We start from the raw sequence: 568 nt of genomic DNA, 5'->3' as shown, positions 1-568 counted from the left end.
GCAAATCTCGCGTCTCGCTCGTCGCTCTTGCAGCGGCGCTGGGAGTCGCGATCGCATGGCAGGCACCGGTCACCGGTCCGCTAAGCTTCGCGGCCAATGCACAGGAGTCCGGCGGCCAAGGGACCGGCAAAGGAAATCAAGGTGGTCAGGGTCAGGGCAGCAAAGGCGCTCAGACCGGGCAATCGCAAGGTCAGGGACAAGGCGGCCCGGGAGAAGATTCCGACGGCAAGGGGCCGCAGGCAGGCGCCCCCTCCTCTTCGGGCGGCGGCAAGCCGACCTGGTCGCAGGAAGGAATTCCGGAGGTCGAACTCGGTCGTCTGAACGTCGCGCGCTCGCCCGAGCACGTGATCGATCAGGCCTATGAAGAAGCGCTCGCGTCGATCTCGCCCGAGATGGTCTCCTTCTACAACCTGTCGCTGGACAAGGCGATCGAGGAGCTTTCGCTGAACTGGGACAACGTGAGCTTCATCGACTCCCCGTTGCAGAACCTCGGCCTTCTTCAGGCAACGCTCGACGGCTCGACGCCGCTCTCGAGTTCCGGCGTCTCGAATGATGCCGACACGCTCGC

At 64.6% G+C, this 568-nt stretch carries 1 protein-coding gene; it reads left to right on the top strand.

The window, feature by feature from the left end; translation table 11 throughout:
• A partial coding sequence (locus DEM26_RS20530) for a hypothetical protein (protein WP_199224722.1) occupies positions 1 to 568 on the top strand: 568 nt, incomplete at both ends.

Source organism: Thioclava sp. NG1 (genome assembly GCF_003122275.1).
GTDB classification, from domain to species: domain Bacteria; phylum Pseudomonadota; class Alphaproteobacteria; order Rhodobacterales; family Rhodobacteraceae; genus Thioclava; species Thioclava nitratireducens.
Note: the sequence above shows the minus strand (reverse complement) of the source record. Positions and strands in the feature narration are given on the sequence as shown.